The organism is Falsibacillus albus (assembly GCF_003668575.1).
Lineage (GTDB): Bacteria > Bacillota > Bacilli > Bacillales > DSM-25281 > Falsibacillus > Falsibacillus albus.
Window position 1 is genome coordinate 41913 of the sequence record NZ_RCVZ01000001.1, and the last position, 16033, is coordinate 57945.

14 protein-coding genes and 1 other annotated feature are annotated in these 16033 nt (G+C 43.4%); of the genes, 11 read left to right on the forward strand and 3 right to left on the reverse strand.

Annotation, left to right across the window (positions count from 1 at the left end; all coding sequences use genetic code 11):
• The first annotated feature begins 5 nt into the window (after positions 1 to 5).
• Both D9X91_RS00270 and D9X91_RS00275 read left to right on the forward strand, forming a co-directional pair.
• Entirely contained in the window at positions 6 to 1100 is a 1095-nt protein-coding gene (locus D9X91_RS00270; protein ID WP_121678559.1) for a tetraprenyl-beta-curcumene synthase family protein, read from the forward strand.
• 229 nt (positions 1101 to 1329) lie between these two features.
• On the forward strand, positions 1330 to 3711 hold the full coding sequence (locus D9X91_RS00275) for an immune inhibitor A domain-containing protein (protein ID WP_407644165.1): 2382 nt from the start codon (positions 1330 to 1332) through the stop codon (positions 3709 to 3711).
• A 42-nt stretch (positions 3712 to 3753) separates the two neighbouring features.
• On the opposite strand, the gene D9X91_RS00280 is transcribed toward D9X91_RS00275, so the two are convergent.
• Positions 3754 to 4326 (reverse strand): class I SAM-dependent methyltransferase, encoded by a 573-nt coding sequence (locus D9X91_RS00280; protein ID WP_121678560.1) that lies wholly within the window; start codon positions 4324 to 4326, stop codon positions 3754 to 3756.
• Entirely contained in the window at positions 4323 to 5291 is a 969-nt protein-coding gene (locus D9X91_RS00285; protein ID WP_121678561.1) for a TIGR01212 family radical SAM protein, read from the reverse strand. The genes D9X91_RS00280 and D9X91_RS00285 overlap by 4 nt, the downstream gene beginning before the upstream one ends.
• A 171-nt stretch (positions 5292 to 5462) precedes the next feature.
• Between D9X91_RS00285 and D9X91_RS00290 the strand changes: the two genes are divergently transcribed.
• The gene (locus D9X91_RS00290) at positions 5463 to 5732 is read left to right on the forward strand and encodes a DUF2524 family protein (protein ID WP_121678562.1); all 270 of its coding nucleotides are present in this window, start codon (positions 5463 to 5465) and stop codon (positions 5730 to 5732) included.
• A 12-nt stretch (positions 5733 to 5744) separates the two neighbouring features.
• The gene (locus D9X91_RS00295; RefSeq protein WP_121678563.1) at positions 5745 to 5915 is read left to right on the forward strand and encodes a glycogen biosynthesis protein GlgD; all 171 of its coding nucleotides are present in this window, start codon (positions 5745 to 5747) and stop codon (positions 5913 to 5915) included.
• A gap of 110 nt (positions 5916 to 6025) precedes the next feature.
• On the opposite strand, the gene D9X91_RS22400 is transcribed toward D9X91_RS00295, so the two are convergent.
• Complete coding sequence (locus D9X91_RS22400) at positions 6026 to 6175, reverse strand: hypothetical protein (protein ID WP_158598199.1); 150 nt, start codon at positions 6173 to 6175, stop codon at positions 6026 to 6028.
• Positions 6176 to 6413: 238 nt separating this feature from the next.
• On the opposite strand from D9X91_RS22400, the gene D9X91_RS00300 reads away from it, so the two are divergent.
• The 7 genes from D9X91_RS00300 (at position 6414) to D9X91_RS00330 (ending at position 15863) form a co-directional block, all read left to right on the forward strand.
• Positions 6414 to 7601: an MDR family MFS transporter gene (locus D9X91_RS00300; RefSeq protein WP_121678564.1), complete on the forward strand. Its 1188-nt coding sequence runs from the start codon at positions 6414 to 6416 to the stop codon at positions 7599 to 7601.
• Between the two features lie 681 nt (positions 7602 to 8282).
• Positions 8283 to 9644, forward strand: a complete 1362-nt coding sequence (locus D9X91_RS00305; protein ID WP_121678565.1) for a sigma-54 interaction domain-containing protein — start codon at positions 8283 to 8285, stop codon at positions 9642 to 9644.
• A 238-nt stretch (positions 9645 to 9882) separates the two neighbouring features.
• A complete protein-coding gene (locus tag D9X91_RS00310) occupies positions 9883 to 11202 on the forward strand; it encodes a GntP family permease (protein WP_121678566.1) in 1320 nt (439 codons plus the stop codon).
• A 19-nt stretch (positions 11203 to 11221) separates the two neighbouring features.
• Complete coding sequence (locus D9X91_RS00315) at positions 11222 to 11995, forward strand: 3-hydroxybutyrate dehydrogenase (protein ID WP_121678567.1); 774 nt, start codon at positions 11222 to 11224, stop codon at positions 11993 to 11995.
• A 128-nt stretch (positions 11996 to 12123) separates the two neighbouring features.
• Positions 12124 to 12357 (forward strand) — a binding site (T-box leader).
• Positions 12358 to 12416: 59 nt separating this feature from the next.
• Positions 12417 to 14831 carry a leucine--tRNA ligase gene (leuS, locus tag D9X91_RS00320; protein WP_121678568.1) on the forward strand — a complete coding sequence of 805 codons (2415 nt, stop codon included), beginning with the start codon at positions 12417 to 12419 and terminating at the stop codon, positions 14829 to 14831.
• Positions 14832 to 15286: 455 nt separating this feature from the next.
• Entirely contained in the window at positions 15287 to 15601 is a 315-nt protein-coding gene (locus D9X91_RS00325) for a rhodanese-like domain-containing protein (protein ID WP_121678569.1), read from the forward strand.
• Positions 15602 to 15680: 79 nt separating this feature from the next.
• The gene (locus tag D9X91_RS00330; protein ID WP_121678570.1) at positions 15681 to 15863 is read left to right on the forward strand and encodes a sporulation protein Cse60; all 183 of its coding nucleotides are present in this window, start codon (positions 15681 to 15683) and stop codon (positions 15861 to 15863) included.
• Positions 15864 to 16033 lie beyond the last annotated feature (170 nt).

Consider the following 16033-nt stretch of genomic DNA (forward strand, 5'->3'; position numbering starts at 1 on the left):
TAATAATGTCGATTCCTTCTCAGCCGTTTTCCTTGATGAATCAAGTTTATCGCAAGGTATTTCCGCTGGTACACAAAGAGCTTTCCTTTTGGAAGGAGAAAGCTCAGGAAATACCCAATGATGAACTAAGGAAACAGGCGCTTGCCAGCATCGAACATAAAACCTTCCACTGTGAAGGAGGTTCCATATTAGGGTTGCTGGCTTTGGAAAATAGGGCGGATGCCATAAAATTCATCGTCGCCTATCAAACCATCAGCGACTATTTGGACAACTTGTGTGATCGGAGCACTTCTTTGGACCCTGAAGATTTTGCTGCTTTGCATGAATCCATGAAGGATGCCCTGACAGTCGGAGCCCCTTCAAGGAACTATTATCGCCTTCGAGAGGACCAAAATGATGGTGATTATCTGGCGTCGCTAGTGAGGACATGCCAGCATGTTCTAAGGGATATTGTTAATTATCAGGAAATTAAAGAATACTTATTGGAGCTTTGCCAATATTACAGCGATCTTCAAATTCATAAGCATGTAAAAGTGGAAGAACGTGAAGGGAGGCTGCAAAAGTGGTTTGCCCTTTATAAGAGTCAACTGCCCGAAATGGAGTGGCATGAATTCTCTGCTTGTTCAGGTTCGACATTAGGAATTTTTTGTTTAGTTTCCTATGCATTGAGGACCGATTTCGAAAAAGAGCATGCTTCCATGATACGAAATGGATATTTTCCATATATCCAGGGCTTACATATCCTTTTGGATTATTTCATCGATCAGGAAGAGGACAGAAATGGCGGTGATCTGAATTTCTGCTTCTATTATGAAAATGATGAGAGGCTGTTGGAGCGGTTGAAGCATTTCGTCGTGCAGGCTGATAAGTTCACAGAAAATCTCCCGCATCAAAAATTCCATAAATTAATCAATCGAGGGTTGTTGGGGGTATACTTGTCAGACGATAAAGTGCATCAGCAAAAGCATATCCAATCGATTGCAAAGAAAATCATGAAGGCCGGTGGAGCCATTAGCTACTTCTTTTATTGGAACGGAAGAATGTATCGAAGGATTCAACGGGCAATTCCGGCTGGATTGGCCAAACAAATGGCGAAATAAAGTAATTTTTGAAAGAGACGACTTTGATCGTCTCTTTTTTTAGGCATATAGATGTGTTTATGGGCTAAAAGAACTAAAGTAATTGTCGGTTATTCAGGAAAATTATCATATTGTGTAAATAATTCCCTGGAGCTTTCTTCCTGTTTTTGTAGAAAAAGAAGGATTTTTCTGAAAAAACATATAAATCTTTAGTGTATTAAACAGATATTTCACTAAAGGGGGAAGAAAGTTGAAGGCGAAGAAAGTTCTTTCAATGGCCATGGTGGCAGCGCTGAGCCTTGGTGCTTTTGCTCTGCCTGGCAGCAGCTACGCCAAAACAGTGGATTTTGGCCAATCACAAGTACAAAAAGGGAATGAATCACACTCTACAGGTGGTCCAGTCGATCTTGCCATTGCGAATCAAGATAAATTGATTGAAATGCTGAAGAAAAGCGGTGCCATTCCACAAAATGCAACGGCTGCAGAGGCAGAAAATGCTGTCAATCAATTTTTGAAAACGAAGGCGAAGCAGGCTGAAACAGGTGTTCCGGATGATGGCCAGCTCATCAAGGAACAAGAGAAACTGCAAGAAAATATCAAGGATAAAATGAAGCATCAAAAAGGAGGGCACGATAAAGGAAGCCATCACAAAGATGCTGTGGACAATGTTGTGCCTGAAAAATATAACGGGACAGAACGGAAGGACAAAGTGCTTGTCCTGCTGATTGAATATCCAGATTTCCCACATAATCAAATCAAACCTGGCGATACAGATATGTACTATTCGGATTATACACAGCAGCACTATCAAGACATGATCTTCGGGGATCATGGCTACAAAGGGCCGGATGGCAAAAACAAGATATCCGTCAAGCAATACTATGAGCAGCAATCAGGCGGCAGCTATACGATCGACGGCCAGGTAGCCGGGTGGTACATGGCTAAGCAACCAGCAGCCTATTATGGCGGGAATGGTTCAAACGGCAGTGATGCCAATGCAAGAGGATTGATCAAAGAAGCTTTGGATGCTGCTGCTAAAGATCCAAATGTCAATTTAGCCGACTATGACCAAGAGGATCGCTATGACTTGGATGGCGATGGCAACTACAATGAGCCGGATGGTCTCGTCGATCACTTGATGGTCGTGCACTCTTCTGTCGGTGAGGAAGCCGGGGGCGGAAAGCTCGGTGAGGATGCAATCTGGTCACATCGCTGGAATTTGGGTGCCCCATATGAAATTCCAAACACCTCCACTGATGTACCTTATTGGGGAGGAAGCATGGGGGCTTATGACTATACAATCGAACCTGCAGATGGCGCCGCCGGTGTATTCGCCCATGAATACGGCCATGATCTAGGGCTACCGGATGAATATGACACTCAATATTCAGGTGCTGGGGAAGCGGTATCCTACTGGTCCATCATGGCAAGCGGAAGCTGGTCAGGAGCGGTGCCGGGTACAGAGCCATCAGGCTTCAGTGCTTGGTCGAAGGAATTCCTGCAGGCTGCCCATGGCGGCAACTGGCTGAAGGATGCCGAAATCGACTTGGCTGACATCGATAAAAAAGGTGTCGAAGCTTTGCTTGACCAAGCAAGTACGAAAGGAACAAATCTTGATGCGTTAAAAATCAATCTTCCGAAGAAGGAAACTGTTGTGAATACTCCATATAGCGGCAGCAGCGAATACTTCAGCGGAAGTGGAAACAACCTGGAAAATTCCATGTCTTTTAATGTGGATTTAACGAAGGCGGCGAACGCTTCCTTGAATTTTAAAACATGGTATGACATCGAGCAGGATTGGGATTATGCATCCATTAAGGTAAGAGAAGCTGGAACGAATGATGACTGGACAACAGTTCCAGGAAATCTGACGACAACGGCTGATCCGAATGGACAAAATCCTGGAGACGGCATCACAGGCAAATCAGACGGATGGGTAGACGGTTCCTTTGATCTGAGCGCATATGCCGGTAAAAATATGGAAGTGAAATTCAATTACTGGACGGATGTCGCTGCGGCAATGCCAGGATTTTATGTGGATGATATCCAAGTGACCGTCGATGGAGAGACTGTACTTACTGATAATGCCGATGGCGATCAAGCAGTCACTTTGGATGGTTTTGAAAAAAATAATGGAAAAATGTATACGGACCATTATTATTTATTGGAATGGAGAAACCATCAAGGTGTCGATGAAGGTTTGGCACATTTGAAACGCGGAAACAGCATGATGGAATATGATCCAGGCTTGGTTGTGTGGTATGTCGATGATAAGTATGATGATAACTGGACAGGCATCCATCCAGGTGAAGGCTTCCTTGGCGTGGTCGATGCCGATCAGCATGAGCTGAAATGGAGCGACAATACTATGGCATCCACTCGATATCAAATACATGATGCAGCCTTCAGCTTGGATAGAACGGATAAAATGTTCTTGGATTACACAGACTTGCTTGGACTGACGCTTAAGGATTATGATACGCATCCGACTCCGATGTTTGATGATCGTCATAATTACCTTGACAGCAAGGTTCCAGACGCAGGCCGTGATGTACCTAAATACGGTTTGAAAATCCGGGTGACTGGTGAAAGTAAAGACCGCTCTGTTGGAAGAATCGAGATCTCAAAATAAGTACACTGAAAAGGACGGGATTACTGATCCCCGTCCTTTTTGTTATCTTTTTTCAATGGCCACCACAAATGGCGGATTATTTTCCTGATTGATGAATTGGTATTGCAAGACGTGGACATCGTTTTGGTCGAGCTGTTTTACAAATCGTAAAATATAGTCCCGTTCCACTGCCCCTTCTCGATGACCATGGTAAATAACTATCACGATGATTCCGCCCGGCTTCATCATTTCGATCAGCTGTCCAATGGCAGATAATGTAGTCCTTGGCCTCGTTACGAGCGTTTTATCCCCGCCAGGCAAATATCCCAGGTTAAAGACCGCGCCTGCAATTTTCCCATAATGCACAGGGGGCAGAGAATTCATCACAGTCTCATGTCCATTTTGAAATAACGTAACCCTATGGGAAAGGCCATGTTCTTCCAGTCTTTCTTTCGTTGTTTGAATTGCTTCCGGCTGAATGTCAAAGCCATACACTCTTCCTGTTTCTCCTACCAATTGTGATAAGAACAAAGTATCGTGTCCATTCCCAATTGTCGCGTCGACGGCGATGTCCCCTTCGTGAATGACTTTTTCCAACAATGCTCTTCCAAATGGAAGTATTCTTTCCAAAATCATGCTCTCAGCTCCAACTTATTTTTCTTATAATATTTTCCTTGCCAGCTGTTGCGGCGCTTTAATTCAGCATCTATTTCATTCAACACTTTCCACTTGTTTACGCTCCACATCGGACCGACCATCAAATCGATCGGTCCATCCCCAGTGATGCGGTGGACAATCATTTCAGGCGGGATCCTCTCAAGCTGGTCACATACCAATTGGATATAATCATCAAAAGATAAAAGCTCAAGCATTCCTTTTTCGTATTGCTTGACCATTGGAGTCCCCTTTAACAAATGGAGGAGATGAATTTTAATTCCTTGTACATCCAAGCGGGCAACTTCGTTGACCGTTTCCATCATCATGTCATAATCTTCAAGGGGAAGTCCGTTGATTATATGGGAACAAACCCGTATGCCGTGCTTGCGGAGTTTCTGAACGCCTTCTTTATAGCAGGCGTAGTCATGAGCCCTGTTGATGATCCTGGCCGTTTTCTCATGGACGGTTTGGAGTCCGAGCTCCACCCATAGATAGGTTCTTTCGTTTAATTCAGCCAAATATTCGACCACTTCATCTGGGAGGCAGTCTGGCCTTGTAGCAATGGAGAGACCGACAACATCTTCCTGTTTCAACACGGTTTCGTATTTTTCCTTAAGTTCCTCCACTGGTCCGTGGGTATTGGTGAAAGCTTGAAAATAGGCCATATATTTTCCGTTTTTCCATTTGTTATGCATTTTGTTCTTTATCTCAAAAAATTGTGTTTCAAGATCATCAGCACGATTTCCGGCAAAATCGCCAGAGCCTGCTGCACTGCAAAATGTACAGCCGCCATGAGCAACGGTGCCATCCCGATTTGGACAGTCAAAGCCACCGTCCAAGGCGACTTTAAAGACTTTATGCCCAAAATGATTCCTTAAGTGGTAATTCCATGTATGATATCGTTTATCATCACTTGCATATAAAAAAGGGTTTGCCTGACTCATCAGCCAGCCTCCAGTTCTTTTGTAAAGTCATACATGAAATTTTATCATGAACAAAGCACCAATCCAATGGAATTGCGGGATGTCCTTTCATTACCATCATAGCAGTCCCGGAATTGAACACAATAATGATAGAAGCAAAATGCTTCTAAAGTCATAAGCAGGGGGATAAATATGACTACACGCAACTCGATGGATCAATTCTTTCAACAATGTGAAGATGCTATCCGCAATGCTGAACAGCATCTTCTCTCAGGAAGTAAACAAGATCACTATCATGATCAGGAATATACGGATGCTATGGGGCAAATCGAACAATCCTATAACGAATTGACCCATCTAGCTCAAAGCGCAAATGCCCAGCAGCGGGAAATGCTGCACAGGAAGCGCCTGCAGCTGCAGCAACTGCAAAATCAAATGATATTACTGAATCATGACCATTAAGGAGCATTGCAGATGAAAAAACGTTCTGAACGAAGCAATCCGGAACAAAAGACCCGGAATGGGGTTAACAATCAGGATGTAGAATTGGGGAAAGACTACGATCCTGTGAAGGAATCAAAGAAAAGGTATGAACAGCACGCACAGCCAATCAAGTCAAAACAGCATATTGAAAATCCAGATTAATGGCATAACTGCAAGAGGGATGTCCCTAAGGCTGTCGAAAAAACTTTTTTCGACAGCCTTTTCCTTTGCAATTCGCATTATTTCAGAAGGACCAAGTTAAATAAATTGCTTCACTTAACTGTAAACTCGGTAAATCCATGCGTCATGAAGTGAAAAAAGGAAGTTTCGCTGTTCAAATGGGTAGATTTTTGCGGAAGTATGCTATTTACTTCTTCAGGATCGGCAACTACTCCATCGTTTACCCCAAAAAATGTCATCATGTTTTGCTTTTTCCATCACACCCAATTGTCCCAGCTACAGCTATGCACTATAGTGCCTGTCACCAATAAGTGGGGGCTGAAAAATCCATCTTAGCAGTAGGATTTTTGGATTACTTATTATCTTAATATTGTGTTTAAAAAAATAATTAGCAACTCGAAATTTTTTTATTGCACAACATCCTTAAAAGGAATAAAATCGTTCTGGTATAAAAAATTATTGTAACTGGAGCGGATTATGATGCCAAAATCACTTTGGCTTTTGGTAATTGGAATGATGGTCAATGTTACCGGATCTTCTTTTCTATGGCCATTAAATACAATTTATATCCATGGGGAATTAGGAAAATCACTTTCTGTGGCAGGATTGGTGCTGATGCTCAATTCAGGCGCAAGCGTCATTGGGAATTTAGGCGGCGGTGTTCTTTTTGATAAAGCCGGAGGGTATCGCACGATTCTTATAGGACTCGGCATAACCATCAGTGCACTTATCGGTTTAACCTTATGGAATACGTGGGAGCCTTATATCCTTTTCCTAATAATCATTGGGTTCGGGTCAGGCATTATCTTTCCCGCCATGTATGCGATGGCCGGCTCTGTATGGCCGGAAGGTGGCAGAAAAGGTTTTAATGCCATTTATGTGGCACAGAACGCCGGAGTGGCCATCGGGTCTGCTTTGGGAGGACTAGTCGCCTCCTATTCTTTCAGCTATGTCTTTATGGCCAACTTATTCATGTACTCCATTTTTGCCGTAATTGCAGTATTCGGATATAAAAAAATCCAAGCAAGAAACATGAAGCAAACGTCAATCATCCAGGAAGGCAGCTATATAAAAAATAAAAGTAAATTTACGGCCCTCATGGTGCTTTGTATTGGCTATCTCCTATGCTGGGTCGCTTACGTCCAATGGCAATCGACCATTGCTTCCTATACACAGGAACTTCATATCCCCTTGAAATCATATAGTTTATTATGGACTGTGAATGGGGCACTTATTGTTCTTGGGCAGCCATTCGTTTCAATTGTGGTTAAAAAAACGGCAGCAAGCATGAAAACCCAAATCCTTATCGGAATTTGTATCTTTATTCTTTCATTCAGTGCCACAGGCTTCGTCCATCATTTTCCTGGATTTTTAGCAGCGATGGTCATTTTGACCATCGGTGAAATGTTCGTTTGGCCAGCGGTGCCGACCATTGCCAATCAGCTTGCACCAAAAGGAAGGGAAGGCTTCTATCAAGGGGTGGTCAATAGCACTGCGACTGGAGGTCGTATGATCGGGCCACTTTCCGGCGGGATCATTGTTGATTTATTCGGGATGCAGTCCCTTTTTGTTGTTTTGATCACTCTATTGATCGTCTCCATTTTCTTTACAACCATTTATGATCGAAACCTAGTGAAGAATACGGATGTATCAAAAGTTTCTGCTTGAAGAACCGACTTTATTTGTCGGTTTTTTTTTTTGCTCTGTTAAACACGACTGTTGATTTCCGTGCAAGTCTTCGCTTTACGCGGGGTCTCACATGAATCGAACATCCACTTTCTTCCTTCTCGGCTATAGCTTCCAAGGCCACCTGACTTGATCTTTCCTGCCAAAGGTCTGCGACCTGCTGCACACGGCTAATATCAACACCTTTCTAGAACATAACCTTGTTTTAAAAAATGATTTTTGGTTTTACTTTTGGAATAGGAATTATTAACCCTCTATGTTGATTGGAACGGATGGTGCGAGACTCCTGAGGGTTCACCGTCCGCCCCTCGGAAAGTGAGCATCCAGCCGCGGAAATCCACTTTACTCACTTTTAATTAATGGCACCAAAGTTTACGAAAGGCTGTTTTCGTAAAGATTGTGGTTAAAATCTTACTGCTGATTTTAACGCGTAAATAGATGTTTAGCGCGTTGAAAAATAGAATCCCGGCTCATTTCACGATTATTAGGCCATTTTAAAGAGATAAAATTGAATGGACGATCCAATTTTAGTTGTTAAAGCAACAAAATTCGAGAAAAGAGCCTTACGAAAAGAACGTTAAAAAAAGGATAAATCCGTTTTATCAAGAAAATGTATTAATAGGAAGTATCCATATCAATTCATAAAATGAGCAGGTGAGAATTATGCGTCAGTCCATTTCAGAGATTTCGCTGGACGTAGTTGATACCATTTTGGAAAATGCATATGAATGGATTGTTGTCGTCGATCATAAAGGATTCATTACATATATGAATAAGAATTATTGTGAGTTTGTAGAGGTTTCTCAAGAAGAAGTAGTGGGAAAGCATGTGACGGAAGTGATTGAAAATACCCGCATGCATATTGTAGCAGAAACAGGCAAGGAAGAATTGGCAGAACTTCAGTACATAAGGGGAAGCTATATGATTGCAAACAGGATCCCGATTTTTTCTAATGGAAAAAGCATCGGTGCTTTCGGGACGGTCATCTTCAGGGATACAAGCCACTGGATGCAGATGAGTTCACATGTAAAGGACTTGATGTCTAAAATACAAAGCTATATCCAGGATATTAATAGTGGAGCTAAGTATACATTGAATGACATTTTGACCAATTCTCCGAAAGTATTGGAGCTGAAAGAAAAAGTCAAGCTGGTGGCAGCAAGCGATATTTCCATTTTGATCAGGGGGGAAAGCGGGACGGGCAAGGAGCTGTTTGCACACAGCATCCATCAGTTGAGCAACCGCAGCCCCCAGCCCTTCATAAAACTTAACTGTGCAGCCATACCGGAGCATTTACTTGAATCTGAGTTATTTGGATATGAAGAAGGTGCATTTACAGGAGCAAAAAAAGGAGGCAAAAAAGGGAAGTTCCAACTTGCAGATGGTGGAACACTTTTTTTGGATGAAATCGGGGACATGCCGATGAACATGCAGGTCAAACTGCTGAGGGCCCTTCAGGAAGGTGAGATTGAACCGGTCGGATCGACTGTTCCCTCATCGGTAAATGTCCGTATTCTGGCGGCGACGAATCGCCCTTTGGAAAGAATGATGGAGGAGAAAAGATTTAGGGAGGACCTTTACTACCGGATAAATGTCGTTCCGTTCGAAATTCCACCTCTCCGTGAAAGAATTGAGGATATTTCCCTACTTTTGAATCATTTTGTTCAAAAGGTTTCCAAGAAAATCGGGAAACGGATTAATGGAATGGAGGAGCATGTCCGCCAAAGATTTATCCAATACAGCTGGCCGGGGAACATCCGGGAGCTTGAAAATTCGGTTGAAGCAGCGGTCCATCTCTCATCTTCTGAAATGATCCAGATGGAGTCGCTGCCTGAATATTTGAGGAATGCTGCGCTCTATCCATTAGGTGAAAGAACATTGAAGGAAATTTTGGAGGAAGCTGAAAGGGGAGTCCTTCAAAATAGCCTGGAAAAATATCATAATGATAAATTGATGATGGCAAAAGTACTTGGAATAAGTAAGTCCACTCTTTATGAAAAATTAAATAAATATGGATTGAGCTGACGTTCCGGTTTTTCGGATTACATTCCGAGAAGTCGGAATGTTTCTTTTGTTCATTTTTTAGAAAATTTCCTCAATTAGTCCGGAATTTCGGAAAGTGACAAAAATAAAAAGTTAATTGCCCTTTATATAAAGCGCTTACAATTTTGGCATAAAACTTGCATTAAACTTTATTGAGACATTTTATAAAAAGGAGGTCAAAGGAAAGCGTCTCATCCATAGATAACAAGGGGGAAGTAGAATGCTCAGTATGATTGGACTTATTGGTGGATTATTTTTATTGATTTTTTTAACGATGAAAGGGATGAACTTATTGATTGTCGGGCCGATTTCTGCCCTATTTGTAGCGGTTTTTAGTGGAATGCCGCTCTTTCCTCAGCTTGCGGGGGATGGTCAAGCGAATTTAGTCGGAAATTATATGACCGGATTTTCCAGCTTCGTTACTGCTTGGTATTTGATGTTCCTATTAGGAGCCATCTTTGGAAAGGTCATGGAAGACAGCGGAGCGGCAGACAGTATCTCTAAATTTGTCGTTGACAAGCTCGGTATGAAATATGCCGTATTGGCCATTGTAGTTGCTTGTGCTGTCTTGACATATGGAGGAGTCAGTTTATTCGTTGTTGCATTCTCGGTTTATCCGATGGCAATCAGCCTTTTCAAGCAGGCAGATCTTCCCCGCCGATTTATTCCAGCTGCATTATCATTTGGGTCCGTAACATTTACGATGACTTCAGCGGGGTCGCCTGAAATCCAAAACTGGATACCTATACAATATCTCAACACCACTCCATATGCTGGATGGGAAGTCAGTTTACTGGTGGCTGTTTTCATGGCAGTATTTGGGTATTGGTGGCTCAAGCGCATGATCAAAAAAGCTGTCGCAAAAGGCGAAAGATTTGTAGGGAGGGAAAGTGATCCGGTTGCAGTGGATAAAGCATTGCCACACCCGGTGCTGGGGTTGATTCCATTGGTTGTCGTATTGGTCCTTGCATTCACATTCCATGATTCATTGAAAGAATCTGCACTGATCATTGCATTATTGGGTGGCGTCATCTTTACGTATCTATTGAATCGAAAATATTTCAACTCGTTCTGGAATGCCGTATCGGAAGGAACAATGGGTGCATTGATCGCAATTGGCAACACGGCTGCAGTCGTCGGTTTCGGCGGGGTTGCAAAGGCTGTTCCTGCCTTTACTCAAGCGGTCGATTATATGACGCATATCCCTGGATCCCCTTTGATTGGCGGGGCGATAGCCGTCAGCGTCATTGCTGGGATGACAGGCTCTGCTTCAGGCGGGCAGGCTATCGCATTGCCGTTGTTGGCACCGCATTATATGGATGCTGGTGTGAATCCCGAGGCGCTTCACCGTGTCGTGTCCATTTCTTCAGGTGCATTGGATTCACTTCCGCATAACGGATATGTCGTGACGACGATCCGGGCGATCTGCGGGGAGACTCATAAAGATGCTTATGGTGCGGTCGGTGCACTGACGGTCATCGTGCCTCTGCTCGGATTGACACTGGCAATCATATTATTCTCACTTGGTCTTGGAATATAGAAAGGAGTCATTATTGGTTATGGAAGGAAAATGTGTGTTGATTACAGGGGCGGCACAAGGAATCGGGTTTGAATTGGCTGCCGAATATGCCAAGCGCGGCGCACGTGTAGTTTTGACGGACATCAATGAGGAAAAGGTTGCGAAGGCTGCAGATAGTTTGAACAAACAGGGATTGGAGACATTGGGACTGGTGTGCGATGTAACGAAGGAGTCGGACATTAAATCGGTCATTGATGAAACGATAAAACATATCGGGAAACTTGATGTTCTCGTGAACAATGCTGGAATTCAGCATGTTGCACCAATTGAGGAATTTCCTGTAGAAAAATTTGAGCTGATTTTGAAAATCATGGTGACGGCTCCTTTCGTCGCCATGAAACATGCCATTCCCATCATGAAGGAGCAAAAGTTTGGCCGGATATTAAATATGGCCTCCATCAATGGACTTGTCGGCTTTGCAGGAAAAGCTGCATACAATAGCGCGAAGCATGGTGTGATCGGGTTGACAAAGGTGGCTGCGCTGGAAACGGCGGAGCATGGCATAACTGTCAATGCCATTTGTCCGGGCTATGTGGATACTCCACTTGTCCAGAATCAGCTTGGAGATATCGCAAAAACAAGAAATATTCCAGTTGAAAGAGTGTTGGAGGAAGTGATATATCCATTGGTGCCGCAAAAGAGACTGCTGTCTGTAAAAGAAATTGCGGACTACGCCGTTTTCCTGAGCAGCGAACAGGCAGGAGCGGTCACGGGGCAAGCAGTGGTCATCGACGGCGGATATACGGTGCAATAACATTATGGTTGCCCATCGGAAATCAATCTTTCTAACTGTTTCATTTATGCTTGCTAATACAGACTGAAAAAATTAGGCTTGAAACAATGTATAAGATTGGCTAAAATAGTTAATACAATTATGTAAAGAAACAAACGTTGAAAAGGAATAGTAATGAAAGATCTTGTATGATTAGAGAGTTGACGGGTGGTGCAAGTCAACCAAGGTCCTCATGAACTCGCCTTTGAGTTGTCAGTGTGAAGGGGGTGACTCCCTTGTAATGCTTGACCGTTTTCCGCGTTAAGGATGTAATGAAGCGAGTGTGTACACTAATTTTGGGTGGTACCGCGGGAGCTGCGTATATACAGCCTCTCGTCCCATGTTTTTATGGGATGAGAGGCTTTTTATATTGTTTTTTAATCGAAAAGGGAGTTGATTTTTAATGAGTTTCGATCACCAAGCCATTGAAAAGAAATGGCAAAAGTATTGGGAAACACATGATACATTCAAGACAACCGAAATTAATGGGAAATCCAATTTCTATGCTTTGGATATGTTCCCATATCCATCCGGTGCCGGACTGCACGTCGGCCATCCAGAAGGATATACCGCGACGGATATTCTATCCAGATTCAAAAGGATGCAGGGCTACAATGTGCTTCACCCAATGGGCTGGGATGCATTCGGCTTGCCTGCTGAACAATATGCGCTCGATACAGGTAATGATCCTGCCGAATTCACCGAGCAGAACATCGCCACGTTCAAAAAGCAGATAAAATCTCTTGGATTCTCTTACGATTGGGATCGGGAAGTGAATACAACAGATCCAGATTACTACAAATGGACGCAATGGATTTTCTTGAAACTTTATGAAAAAGGATTGGCATACATTGATGAAGTGGCTGTCAACTGGTGTCCTGCCCTTGGAACAGTCCTTGCCAATGAAGAGGTCATCGATGGGAAAAGTGAGCGCGGCGGACATCCCGTTGAGCGCCGTCCGATGAAGCAATGGATGTTGAAGATCACAGCATACGCTGACCGTCTCATTGAAGATCTGGATGAGCTTGATTGGCCGGAGAGCTTGAAGGATATGCAGCGGAACTGGATTGGCCGTTCTGAAGGGGCAGAAGTTACTTTCGGGATTGAAGGCTTCGACAAAACCTTCACTGTATTTACAACTCGCCCAGACACACTTTTTGGTGCAACTTATGCAGTGCTTGCACCAGAACATCCATTTGTGAAGGAAATCGTATCCGAAGATCAACGTGCAAATGTCGATGCATATTTGGAGCAAATAAAAGCAAAATCAGATTTAGAGAGAACAGATTTGGCAAAGGATAAAACGGGCGTGTTCACAGGTGCTTACGCGATCAACCCGGTAAATGGCGAAAAGATGCCGATCTGGATCGCCGACTACGTACTTATGAGCTATGGTACAGGAGCAATCATGGCAGTTCCGGCTCATGATGAAAGAGACTACGAATTTGCCCGCAAATTCGACCTTCCCATCAAGGAAGTCGTAGCAGGAGGCAATGTCGAAAAAGAAGCTTATACAGGAGATGGTGAACACGTAAATTCTGAATTTCTAAATGGAATGGGCAAAGAGGAAGCCATTTCAAAAATGATTCTATGGCTGGAAGAAAAGCAAATCGGAACGAAGAAAGTTACTTATCGGCTACGTGATTGGCTTTTCAGCCGCCAGCGCTACTGGGGCGAGCCGATCCCAATCATCCATTGGGAAGATGGCACGATGTCCGCAGTTCCAGAAGAGCAGCTTCCGGTTATGCTGCCTAAAACGGATGATATCAAACCATCCGGCACTGGTGAATCACCGCTTGCGAACATTGCGGATTGGGTGAATGTCGTTGATCCAGAAACAGGTAAAAAAGGCCGCAGAGAAACGAATACAATGCCGCAATGGGCTGGAAGCTGCTGGTACTACTTGCGCTATATCGATCCCAAAAACAGCGAAGTGCTGGCAGATCCTGAAAAATTGCAAGCTTGGCTACCGGTCGATATTTATATCGGTGGTGCAGAGCATGCAGTCCTTCACCTTCTATACGCACGATTCTGGCATAAATTCCTTTATGACATCGGTGCAGTGCCGACGAAAGAGCCGTTCCAAAGATTGTTCAATCAAGGGATGATCCTCGGGGAAAATAACGAGAAAATGAGTAAATCAAAAGGGAATGTCGTCAATCCAGATGATATCGTCGAAAGCCATGGCGCAGATACCCTAAGACTATACGAAATGTTCATGGGACCGCTTGAAGCATCCGTCACTTGGTCAACCAATGGACTTGATGGCGCCCGTCGATTCCTTGACCGTGTATGGAGATTGTTTGTTGAGGAAAATGGTGAGCTTTCTTCCAAGGTTCAAGATGGCAGCAGCCAGGAGCTTGAAAAAGTCTACCATCAAACAGTGAAAAAAGTGACGGAAGACTTTGATGGCCTTCGTTTCAATACGGCCATCTCACAGCTGATGGTGTTTATCAATGACGCTTATAAAGTGGACGTTTTGCCGAAGGAATATGTGGAAGGATTTGTGAAAATGCTAGCCCCTATCGCTCCGCACGCTTCAGAAGAACTTTGGAGCAAGCTTGGTCATGAAGAATCGATTACGTATGCAGAGTGGCCGGCATTCGACGAGTCCAAGCTGGTCGAAAACGAAATCGAAATCGTGCTGCAAGTGAATGGAAAAGTAAGGGCGAAGCTTACAGTTCCACGCGATATTAGCCGTGACGATCTTCAAGAGCTAGCCATGAACGATGAAAAAGTGGCAGAGCATACTGAAGGAAAGCAAATCAGAAAGATCATTGCCGTCCCTGGCAAATTGGTCAATGTAGTCGCGAATTAATTATTAGTTAGATTTGGCGGCGGGGTGATTCCCGCCGTTTTTGTCATTTTTGCGGAGTTTGATTGAACGTGAGACTACCTTTCGTAAAGATGTCTGGAGTAAATCATGCAACACTCAGGTGGAATCTGCAGGACAAGTAAGATCTGGGAAAAGCTGCATCTATGAGTGATTATCTTTGTGATCGAACATCAATTATTAAAAATAACTCAAGCTTGAACGGGCATGGGACACGAAATGCAAAACGTGTCTCCACCCCCTCCCATGAGACCTGAAATCTTGAACAAGAGCCCCAGTTATGTCCCCACGTTCAATATGTGCCCCCGGTTCAGCCCCGAAAGCCCGCTGTTCTGTATAAGCACGAGGTATCTTTTTTTCCGGATGTTGAACCCAACTTTTGTTTCTCCAAACAGCCTTTGCTATAATATTTTCATAAACTTGAAAGGATGAATTCTTTTATGAGCGAGCTTAAGACGATTACGACTGAAGAATTAAAAAAGAAGGTTGAAGCTGGAGAAGATGTTGCGTTGGTGGATGTCCGCGAGGATGAAGAAGTCGCAGAAGGTATGATTCCTGGGGCTAAGCATGTGAAAATGGGTGATATCCCAGAATCTTTGGATCAATTTGATAAAGATACGGAATATGTTTTCATTTGCCGTTCTGGACGCAGAAGTGAAAATGTTGCCCTCTTTATGCAAGATCAAGGATATAAAGTGGTTAACATGGTTGGCGGAATGCTTGAATGGACCGGCGACACAAGACCAAAGCAATAAACTCTGTATAAGTGATTGAATGTTTTGAAAATTAAACCTTTGTCCATAATAGTAGATAAAAACGGATGAGGGGATCGCAATGATTCAAGTTAAGGTGTTCGATTATGAGCATGAAAAGGATCTGGAGCACGGTATGAACGATTTTTTGAAGGGATTGGATGATACGAAAATCGTTGATATCAAATACCATATCGCAGCCATACCAGAAGATGAAGAAGAGCAGATCTACTGCTTTAGCGGCATGGTGATTTATCGAAAATAAAAGGCTCTTTTCTCATACTTTGCTGCTTTTGCTGCAAAACTTTCATTCAAGAACAAAATAGCTATTTTTGCGTTAAAATCTGCATTAGGATTTTAACAACAATCTTTAAGAAAACAGCCAAATAAAAAAAGGCTTTTCCCGGGGGACGCCCTGGGAAAAGCCTTTTTGTT

Coding starts and splice junctions, on each gene's coding strand:
- D9X91_RS00295 (WP_121678563.1), top strand. CDS start 5,745: ATGAAAAAACGTTCTGAACGAAGCAATCCGGAACAAAAGACCCGGAAT.
- D9X91_RS00285 (WP_121678561.1), bottom strand. CDS start 5,291: ATGAGTCAGGCAAACCCTTTTTTATATGCAAGTGATGATAAACGATAT.
- D9X91_RS00280 (WP_121678560.1), bottom strand. CDS start 4,326: ATGATTTTGGAAAGAATACTTCCATTTGGAAGAGCATTGTTGGAAAAA.
- D9X91_RS00325 (WP_121678569.1), top strand. CDS start 15,287: ATGAGCGAGCTTAAGACGATTACGACTGAAGAATTAAAAAAGAAGGTT.
- D9X91_RS22400 (WP_158598199.1), bottom strand. CDS start 6,175: ATGATGACATTTTTTGGGGTAAACGATGGAGTAGTTGCCGATCCTGAA.
- D9X91_RS00270 (WP_121678559.1), top strand. CDS start 6: ATGTCGATTCCTTCTCAGCCGTTTTCCTTGATGAATCAAGTTTATCGC.
- D9X91_RS00305 (WP_121678565.1), top strand. CDS start 8,283: ATGCGTCAGTCCATTTCAGAGATTTCGCTGGACGTAGTTGATACCATT.
- D9X91_RS00330 (WP_121678570.1), top strand. CDS start 15,681: ATGATTCAAGTTAAGGTGTTCGATTATGAGCATGAAAAGGATCTGGAG.
- D9X91_RS00315 (WP_121678567.1), top strand. CDS start 11,222: ATGGAAGGAAAATGTGTGTTGATTACAGGGGCGGCACAAGGAATCGGG.
- D9X91_RS00290 (WP_121678562.1), top strand. CDS start 5,463: ATGACTACACGCAACTCGATGGATCAATTCTTTCAACAATGTGAAGAT.
- D9X91_RS00300 (WP_121678564.1), top strand. CDS start 6,414: ATGCCAAAATCACTTTGGCTTTTGGTAATTGGAATGATGGTCAATGTT.
- leuS (WP_121678568.1), top strand. CDS start 12,417: ATGAGTTTCGATCACCAAGCCATTGAAAAGAAATGGCAAAAGTATTGG.
- D9X91_RS00310 (WP_121678566.1), top strand. CDS start 9,883: ATGCTCAGTATGATTGGACTTATTGGTGGATTATTTTTATTGATTTTT.